The sequence below is a fragment of the Sulfuricurvum sp. RIFCSPLOWO2_12_FULL_43_24 genome (assembly GCF_001829605.1).
In the GTDB taxonomy this organism is placed as follows: domain Bacteria; phylum Campylobacterota; class Campylobacteria; order Campylobacterales; family Sulfurimonadaceae; genus Sulfuricurvum.
Genome location: NZ_MIBT01000009.1, coordinates 1 through 9,125, shown reverse-complemented (window position 1 = coordinate 9,125; position 9,125 = coordinate 1). Strand labels below are relative to the sequence as shown.

Annotated in this window: 10 protein-coding genes and 1 pseudogene; 1 reads left to right on the top strand and 10 read right to left on the bottom strand. The window is 42.7% G+C overall.

Annotation, left to right across the window (positions count from 1 at the left end):
- From A3G19_RS00830 to A3G19_RS00795, 8 genes and pseudogenes are all read right to left on the bottom strand, one after another.
- A partial coding sequence (locus A3G19_RS00830; RefSeq protein WP_294870098.1) for a mannose-1-phosphate guanylyltransferase occupies window positions 1-777 on the bottom strand: 777 nt, incomplete at its 3' end.
- Window positions 778-788: 11 nt separating this feature from the next.
- Window positions 789-1,234, bottom strand: a pseudogene (locus A3G19_RS00825) (sugar phosphate nucleotidyltransferase).
- A complete protein-coding gene (gene galE / locus A3G19_RS00820) occupies window positions 1,231-2,244 on the bottom strand; it encodes a UDP-glucose 4-epimerase GalE (RefSeq protein WP_294870096.1) in 1,014 nt (337 codons plus the stop codon). The pseudogene A3G19_RS00825 and the gene galE overlap by 4 nt, the downstream one beginning before the upstream one ends.
- Window positions 2,241-2,927 (bottom strand): polyprenyl diphosphate synthase, encoded by a 687-nt coding sequence (uppS, locus tag A3G19_RS00815; RefSeq protein ID WP_294870094.1) that lies wholly within the window; start codon window positions 2,925-2,927, stop codon window positions 2,241-2,243. The genes galE and uppS overlap by 4 nt, the downstream gene beginning before the upstream one ends.
- Window positions 2,928-2,979: 52 nt before the next feature.
- A complete protein-coding gene (locus A3G19_RS00810; RefSeq protein WP_294870097.1) occupies window positions 2,980-3,351 on the bottom strand; it encodes a RidA family protein in 372 nt (123 codons plus the stop codon).
- A 21-nt stretch (window positions 3,352-3,372) separates the two neighbouring features.
- Window positions 3,373-3,768, bottom strand: coding sequence for a thioredoxin family protein (locus A3G19_RS00805; RefSeq protein WP_015654159.1), 396 nt, complete (start codon window positions 3,766-3,768; stop codon window positions 3,373-3,375).
- A 26-nt stretch (window positions 3,769-3,794) separates the two neighbouring features.
- On the bottom strand, window positions 3,795-4,892 hold the full coding sequence (dapE, locus tag A3G19_RS00800; RefSeq protein WP_015654160.1) for a succinyl-diaminopimelate desuccinylase: 1,098 nt from the start codon (window positions 4,890-4,892) through the stop codon (window positions 3,795-3,797).
- Window positions 4,893-6,923, bottom strand: a complete 2,031-nt coding sequence (locus tag A3G19_RS00795; protein WP_015654161.1) for a DNA mismatch repair protein muts domain-containing protein — start codon at window positions 6,921-6,923, stop codon at window positions 4,893-4,895.
- Between the two features lie 137 nt (window positions 6,924-7,060).
- On the opposite strand from A3G19_RS00795, the gene A3G19_RS00790 reads away from it, so the two are divergent.
- Complete coding sequence (locus A3G19_RS00790; RefSeq protein WP_015654162.1) at window positions 7,061-7,480, top strand: PAS sensor domain-containing protein; 420 nt, start codon at window positions 7,061-7,063, stop codon at window positions 7,478-7,480.
- Here A3G19_RS00790 and A3G19_RS00785 read toward each other — a convergent pair.
- The gene (locus A3G19_RS00785; RefSeq protein ID WP_291750873.1) at window positions 7,477-8,787 is read right to left on the bottom strand and encodes an MATE family efflux transporter; all 1,311 of its coding nucleotides are present in this window, start codon (window positions 8,785-8,787) and stop codon (window positions 7,477-7,479) included. The two genes, A3G19_RS00790 and A3G19_RS00785, sit on opposite strands and share 4 nt — an antisense overlap.
- 5 nt (window positions 8,788-8,792) lie before the next feature.
- On the bottom strand, window positions 8,793-9,077 hold the full coding sequence (locus A3G19_RS00780) for a hypothetical protein (RefSeq protein WP_015654164.1): 285 nt from the start codon (window positions 9,075-9,077) through the stop codon (window positions 8,793-8,795).
- Window positions 9,078-9,125: the final 48 nt, after the last annotated feature.

Genomic DNA, 9,125 nt, shown 5'->3' with positions numbered 1-9,125 from the left:
ATCGCTCCATCCGATATCACTTTTTACTACACGGACAAGCGAACTTTTTTCCATAATGGCATAATCAATGCTGTTTTCCGGAATAGCTATCATATCATGATGTGTAATACGCATCTGGTTATCTGCAATTTGCTGTTGATTCTGAACAGCGATTTTACAGGTTTCATAGATATCGGAAGCATGTTTTTCAAGTTCGTTGAGAAAAACTCCAACTTTAAAACAGAACATCCCGCTATTCCAATAGTAGTTCCCGGCATCAACATAGCGCTGTGCGGTTTGTGTATCCGGTTTTTCATGAAATGCCCGTACGATTTCTCCCTCTGATTCGATGTAGCCAAATCCGGTTTCTGCGAATGAAGGTTTGATACCGAATGTGACCAAAAAACCTTCAGATGCCAATGCTCCGGCACGGTGGAGGACAGTCGTATACTGGTCAATATCGGTAATCAGATGATCGCTAGGCGTCACCAAAACGAGCTCATCGGAATCGAGTGTCATACATGCCAATGCAATTGCGGGAGCAGTGTTGCGTCCAACCGGTTCTAGAATGTAGCGGTTTTCTGTTTTAGCCATTTCTTCAAGCTGATCAAGTGCCAGAAAATATTGCTCAGCATTGGAGACGATCAGTTGAGAGCTACAAACATTACTATTACGCTCTACGGTGAGCTGAAAGAGCGATTTATCATCAAACAGTTTCACAAACTGCTTGGGCATTAGCGTCCGGCTGATCGGCCACAACCGCGTACCGCTGCCGCCGCAGAGAATGATGTTGGTCATCGGATTTTTTTTCACTTATTTTTCCCTAATTCGTAGAGTTCTACCGTCGATTGGACATAGCCGTCAATACTGCCGCAGTCGTAACGTTTGCCTCGAAATTTATATGCGACACATTATCTGAACGCGCCTGTTCCATCAGCGCATCCGTAATCTGAATCTCTCCCCCTCTACCCGATTTTGTTATATGGAGAATATCGAAAATATCTGGGGTACGAATATAGCGTCCGATAATGGCGAGGTTGCTCGGTGCATCTGAAGGGGCGGGGTTTTCAAACATTCTGCTGACACGGTAGATGGCGGGCTCGATCTCTTCTCCTACGATGACTCCGTATTGGATGAGAGGTTTGGTGAGGATGGGGAGCATCTCTTTGGGCATTGCTTTAGTCGCGGGAAGGAAACGTGTTCCGTATCCGGCCGTCGGAAAGAGACATACGTGAATTAACGATTTTTTCTTCATTGATATCCATTCGGATTTTTGGATTGGAAATACCATGTATCACGGCACATATCCTCTAACGTTCGAGAGGCTCTCCATCCTAGAAGAGAGTTAGAGAAGAGAGAATCGGCGTAGCATACGGCGACATCACCCTCCCGACGAGAGGCGATCGTATAAGGAACACGGCGTTCCGATGCCTTCTCAAACGCCTTCACTACATCCATAACACTGTACCCTATTCCTGTCCCGAGGTTAAGTGCCGTGCATTGGGGAGTGTTTAATGCTTGGAGCGCTTTAAGATGCCCCTGAGCCAAATCAACGACATGAATGTAATCACGAACCCCCGTTCCATCATGGGTCGAGTAGTCGGCACCGAACACACTCAATTTCTCTCTTCGCCCAACTGCTGTCTGAGCGACAAACGGCATCAAATTATTCGGAATCCCCTGTGGATCTTCGCCAATCAGTCCGCTCTTATGTGCCCCTACTGGGTTAAAATAGCGTAAAATCATCATCTTCCATATGGGATCAGAGGTATACAGATCACGTAAAATCTCTTCGATAACGAGTTTAGTTTGACCGTAGGGGTTGGTGGTTCGCAAAGGATGCGATTCGTTTAGTGGAAGATACTCTGGATTGCCGTAGACCGTAGCCGATGAGCTGAACACAAGTGTTTTAATGTTATTCATATCCATGGCACGTAATAAGCACAATGTCCCATGAACGTTGTTATCATAATAATCGAGCGGTTTAGCAACCGATTCCCCCACCGCTTTTAGCCCTGCAAAATGGATAACTGCATCACATCCTTTCATTGCACCGCTTATCGCTGCTTCGTCCCGAATATCGCCTTGAATAAATGTCACATTTTTACCGGTAATCTGTTCCACTCGACGAAGCGCTTCTACAGAGCTATTGGATAGATTATCATACACGATCACCTCATACCCGTTTTCCAATAGTTCAACACAGGCATGTGAACCGATGTATCCGGCACCCCCGGTGACGAAAATACGAGACATAGTTTTCATCCGTTCAAACCTCCGTAACGGCGTTCACGTAATTCGAAATTTTCCAAAATCCCCATAAACTCATCTGCCGAAAAATCGGGCCAAAGCGTAGAAGTAAAAAAAAGCTCCGCATAGGCAGCTTGCCATAACAAAAAGTTGGAAAGACGGATATCTCCACCCGTACGGATAATCATGTCTATCTTGCCGAAAGGGGCAGTATCAAGATGGTTTTCTATCTGTTCAGCTGTAGGTGTAATATCATATTCTCGAAGTCGGTTGATGGCACGAATCATCTCATCGTGTGCTCCGTAGTTGAGAGCAAGTACCTGTGTCAGTCCAGTATGATGTGCTGTTGTCTCTTTGGTCAGTTGAATCTGTTTTTTAAGAGCTGAAGAGAATGGGTTTAAATCACCGATTGTTTCAAATCGGATATTATTTTCGATCAAAAGGGGAAGTTCGTTTTTTAAATACTTGGTCATTAGCTGCATTAAAAAAGAGACTTCCAAAGAGGGGCGTTTCCAGTTTTCAGTACTGAACGCATAAAGAGTGAGATATCGGATCCCGAAACGGGAGCATAATTGCGTTATTTCTCGAACTTTTTGAGCTCCCGCTTCATGTCCGAATGAGCGATTTTTATCTCGCCGTTCAGCCCATCTGCCATTTCCATCCATGATAATACCTATATGCTGGCACGAAAAATTCATAAAACAACTTAAAATAATATTTATTGTTATGCTAGCTGTTTTACACTAAAATTTAGATTAAAGCGATAGCATCAATCTCAACAAGTGCATTTTTTGGCAATGTTTTCACGGCTACTGTAGAACGTGCAGGCTTGTGGTTACCAAACGCTTCACCATAAATCGCATTGACTGCTGAGAAATCCTCCATATCCGCCAAAAAGATAGTCGTTTTGATCACTTTATCGAATGAGCTTCCGGATGCTTCTAATACAGCTTTGAGATTTACGATCACTTGAGCACATTGTTCACTTACGGTTCCATTGTTCATTTCACCCGCAGGAGTTAGCGCAATTTGCCCTGAAGTAAATACCATACCGTTTGCGATCATTGCTTGAGAATAAGGCCCAATAGCTGCGGGAGCATTAGGCGTTTGTACGTTTTTAATCACTGTTTTTCCTTATAGAATTTATTTCTTAGCTTTTCGCAATGCATCGTCAAGAATCGATTGATAGTCCTCTGTAGGCCAATATCCAGGCATCGCATAAAGTACTTTTCCATTACCGTCTAAAAAATAGCTCATCGGTACCATATTCGCTGAAAGTGTTTTCGGATAGACACTTTTATCACGGGTTACATGAACAGGAATGAAAGAGCTATTGATTTTAGAGATAATATCATCATCTGAAAGAGTTGTAGCCTCTAACTTTCGGCACCATCGGCACTGCTCTGTCGTAATAATTACCAACATAGGCTTAGACTCTTTTTTTGCTTTGGCTTGCGCGTGAGCAAATGTATCCTGCCATATAATCTCAGCGCCAAAAAGATTAGCCATTAACAATACCAGCAAAACTGTTTTTTTCATTCTTAACCTTTTAGTAAAACGGAATTTTACCGAAAATTATCGATCAACTTTATAAAAACAGCATAAAGATGATTGACCTCATCAATCGATGTCCGCTCATTCGGAGCATGAATCGTATCATTAATGACTCCAAACTCGATTACATCGATTCCGTATAAGGCTATAAAACGGGCATCGGATGTGCCCCCTGCTGTAGAGTTTTTAGGTGTAATTCCACATATTTCATGAATGGTATTTGAAAGTGTTTGGACAATAGGGGTATTAGCATCAGTGACAAACGGATAGGCCGATTGATCAAGATTCAGCGTGTAATCCAAGCCCTCCAACTGTTTGGCTATAAATGAAGCAATTGTCTCTTTATCGGTACGAGTTGAATTTCGGACATTGAACATCATTTTGAGCTTACCCGGTGAAACATTGGTCGTCTCGATCCCTGCGCGGATATCGGTAATTACCAGCTGACTCGGGGCAAAATATTCATCCCCCTCGTCCAAAAATGCACCGGCGATATTTGATAATACCGGGGCAATTTGATGGACCGGATTGATCGCTTTTTCGGGATAAGCGGCATGCCCTTGTTTCCCGATGATTTCGATAATACCGTTAATCGACCCACGACGGCCTACTTTAATCGCATCGCCGAATTGTTGTTCGCACGTCGGTTCGGCAACGACAACGGCATCGGGGAGGAGATGATGCTCTTTGAGATACGCTAACACTTCAACCGTCCCGAATTTCGCCGGCCCCTCTTCATCGGAAGTGAGTAAAATTGACAGTGTCCCCTCAAATTCACGTACTTCTTTAAGTGCTTGGGTAAATGCTGCTACACCGCTTTTCATATCCTGTGCGCCGCGTGCATAGATATATCCGTCTATTTCAGTCGCAACAAAAGGATCGGTCTGCCACCCTTCCCCGGCTGGGACGACATCCACATGTCCCGCAAAACAAAGATGTTTTCCTTCTCCAAAACGGCGATAAGCAAAAAGATTTTTTACCCCTTCACAGTCAATGCGAACGGTGGTAAATCCTTCCAAATAATCTTCCAAATAATCAAATATACCACCATCTTCCGGTGTGACACTGGGTGATTCCAAAAGCTTTTTAAATAATTCAATAACGTTCAATTATTTTCCTTCCAACTGCGTCTCATATTCCAGACGTAAACCTTGAGGCGTCATTATAAAACCTCTGAGTTTGATTTTGCCTTGTGAAATAGCCTGAGAATGTATTTCACATAAAGCTATAAGATGGTGATGTTCTTTTGAAATAGGACTTTTTTGGAGATTTCGTACCAGCGCTCCGCATATCACACATTCAGAAGCGACTACTTCACGGTAGCGTTTAATGTACTCTTTTTGATTTCCCAGCTCCAGTACATCATACTCTTTTGCCAAATTTTCTCGTAACCGCGCAGCATTGTGTAAAAAGTGGGGGTTCATATGCAGTGATTCGGCGAATTCCAACCCATAAACACTGCTTCCCCGCCCGGATTTTAGGATTCGATCATAAACCAACCGATCCCTTCCCTCATCATACCGGACGCTCAAATGCAGATGTACGACTTCACGCAAACGGCTAAGCTCACTAATCATAGAGAGCTGATGCAGGTGGGTCGTCATTAAGAATAGACACCCTTTTTGTGAGAGTTCCATAATAGTACTTGCAACAATAGCAACCGCAGAGAGAGTTTCGGTACCGTGACTGATCTCATCACCCAGAACAAGTGAACGGGAAGTTGCTCGGCTAAAAATCGTGTTAAGTTCCAACATCTCTACTCCGAATGTGGAGAGTGACTTCGCCACATTATCACGCGATTGGATACGGGTATAGACCCCATCAAACAGTGAAAATTTCATTGCCTTCGCCGGAATAAAAAAGCCAGCTTGGGCCAAAGTTACAGCGATACCGATACTTTTCATCAGTGAAGATTTCCCGCTGGAGTTAATTCCATAAAGTAATACACCCCGGATATTGGCTCCATCATGCACTTTGGAATCTAACATAACCGTGTCGGGATAAGGTAAATCGAGATAATCACGATTCCCCATTACAATATCATTGGGGACATACATGATACCTTGTGCTTCCACTAACAAATGGCGTAAACCGCTCATCTGCAAGAAGTTTTCTTCACTTGATTCCACAAGAACCGGACGTGTAAGAGCATATTTTTGGGCATTGATCGCAGAGGATACTGCCACATCGACTTGAGCGATCCAATCCATGGTACGGTGAACAAAAAGGGTTTGATGCTGCAGCCATTGACGATTATGAAAATTGTTTTTAAGTTCAATCTCCCACCCTTCTAAAAGCGTATCTGATGGGAGAATAGAATTCAGTTTATGTTGCACACAATACGATTGAATTTCAATAATAGACGCAAGTGCATTAAAAAAATCGTTAAATGCATCTTTTTGACGATTTTGAAGCGTCCACCATAAAAACTCTATATCTCCAATACGGAGCAATCTCTCCTGAAGCCACAGAGCATGAGGATTAACTCTTTCAATCCATTCAAAGCGTTGTAAAATTTCCTGCGAGTCTCTAATGGGCAAAAAAAGTCGAAAACGGCCCAACCGCTTCCCCATCGGGGTAGACATCGTTAAAAAAAGTTTTGCAATACTTGGAGCGCGTGAATCAGTACTCATAATTTCAAGCTGTTCTAATGCGTTATTACCAAGTTCCATCAACTCTCCCGTTTCCAAAAGTGTAGGAAGAGAATATCTAATGGTTATTTCTTGGTCATTTAGATAATCCGCCATCAATGCCAAAGCCTGAGCACAAAAGGGTCGCATCTCCAAACTTAAATGTTCAATGGGACTTAAAAGCGAATGCATATTGAACATCGTTTGAAAGAGCCTATTTTGTTCGGCGAGCTCGAACTTTCGATCATCATAAGTGACCGTAAAGGTTGTAAAATTACTCGCTATTTCATCAAAAACTTCTTTTGAAGATGCCCCGATAATCAAGTGTGTACTATTTGTCACAAACAGTAAATGCAATAAACGATCAATAGCGCTATAAGGATGCGACGGTTCGGCTTCAATTTCGCAAATCCACCCTTTTAAACCATAAGGCTCAAACATAGCCAAGCCGATTGAGTATCCACTGCGATTACGGCTAATAAAAATAGATGCTTGCGCGTTTCTAATCATTTTTGTACCACACTTTTCAAATTCATCAAATATATTATATCTATAAGGGACAAAAATAAAAAATTTAACTTTTATTTTAGTAATAATCGGGTTATAATCGCAAGCTTATATTCTAATCTAAGTTTAGGACATGCTAAATGAAACGCCCTACCCCGGTAAATGAAGAAGTTTTATTCGATGGACGAAGTTTGATTTCTGAAACCGATACCAAAGGTATTATCACCTATGTCAACCGCAAATTTACGGAGATGACAGGATACACGGCAGTCGAAGCCGTCGGACAGCCCCATAGTCTCTTACGCCATCCCGATATGCCTAAAGCAGGCTTCGAGGGGATGTGGAAAATAATCGAAAGCGGGAAAATTTGGGAAGGTTACGTCAAAAACCTTCGTAAAGACGGAAAATTTTATTGGGTTGTTGTCCATATTGTCCCGAAACTCAATGAGGCAGGAGAGATCATCGGATATATTGCTTCACGTAAAATGCCGGATCGAAATCGTCTGAAAATTGTTGAGCAGCAATACGCCGAATTACTGGCTGCAGAAAAAAAGGGTTAAACCTTTTGGTTTAACCATATCTTTTTCCGATACACTCTCCAAAACCACCATCCCTTAATAAATGTTTCTATCGTCATAGCGATATAAATCCCAACAATTCCACCTCCTAGTATCAGAACAATATAGGATGGTACAATTCTAAAAAGCCAAAGGGAACCGATCGAAATTCGCATGCTTAAGTTTGTAGCTCCGGCACCTCGTAATGCACCACTCAAAACAAAGGTTAAAGCCAGTGGAATTTGTGCAATACCGACAAGACGAAGATAAAGTGCAGCTTGTTCAATTGTCTCAGGATCTTGAGTAAAAAATCGGATCATTAGTTCTGGAAAAGCAACCAAAACAATCCCGACGCTTCCCATAAAAATCATCGCGATTTTTGCGCTGAGAATCCCCGATTCATACGCATCATCATATTGTTTGGCACCAATATACTGTCCGGCTAATACCATTGCTGCAACCGAGAATCCAAATCCCGGCATAAACGCTAACGCTTCTATCCGGAGTCCGATTTGATATCCTGCCAATGCCTCTGTCCCTTGTGAAGCGATCATCATAACAAACAGTAAAAATGATCCAACCCCTAGCACTTTCTCAATTGCGGCAGGCGTACCGATGGAAAGCATTTTTTTCAGATCAACCCGAGTAAAGATCGGATAGATCCCCAGCACTCCCCCTTTTCGGATTAAAAGCCACCCATAGATCAGAACACTGAACCCATAGGCACACACCGTCGCATACGCTGCTCCCCCTACTCCCATAGCCTCAAATCCGCCATGACCGAAAATAAAAAGATAATTTAAACCACCGTTTAGAAATGCCGAAGCGATTTTTATGACAAGCGAACTTCGTGTGTCACCGGCAGCAGAGAGGGCACTATAAGCCAAAGTATCGAGAAAGATCAATCCCATCCCTAACGAAAGTATCCCAAAATACCCGCTTCCGAGAATCACGACCTCATCACTTGATCCCATCCAGCGAAAAAAGTCAGCCGAAAATGTCCATCCAATCATACCGATAATCAAGGAACCCGCTAAAGCGACCCATAACCCGACAAAGACTACCGCAGACGCACGATGTCGTCTTCCGCTTCCAATATAACGGGAAATCAATGCACTTGAGCCGATAGCATAAACACTCATAAATGCTTGGATTACCATCATAAACTGCATCGACAATCCAACCGCTGCTAAGGCTGCAACACCCAATACCCCCACCATCAACATGTCAATGAGAATTTGAACAATATCCAGAAGATGTTTTAATGCAGCAGGAATTGCCAGCCGCAACACTCGCTGTTTCATCATCATGGTTCTCAGTTTTGAAGCTTTTGGGCAATCTCTTGCATCACCGTAAATAACTCTTCTTTGGTAGAATAACGAAGTTCAATGCGGTTAATTGGAACTTCTCCTACAGGATCAAAATCGCAAATCAAGACGTACGATTCAAGCGTTATTTGATCCGCTTTCAATTCTGCCCATTCCAAGGATACTGATGCGGATTCACCTCCAGCATGGATCAAGGCGGCAGGATAAAGACGGGTAATTTTCTTTAAATCAATTTTATAATTGTTTGATTCAAATATCATCTCATTTTTCATCTAGATATCCTTTAAAATATACGTACGTCGTATCCATCTGTAATATAG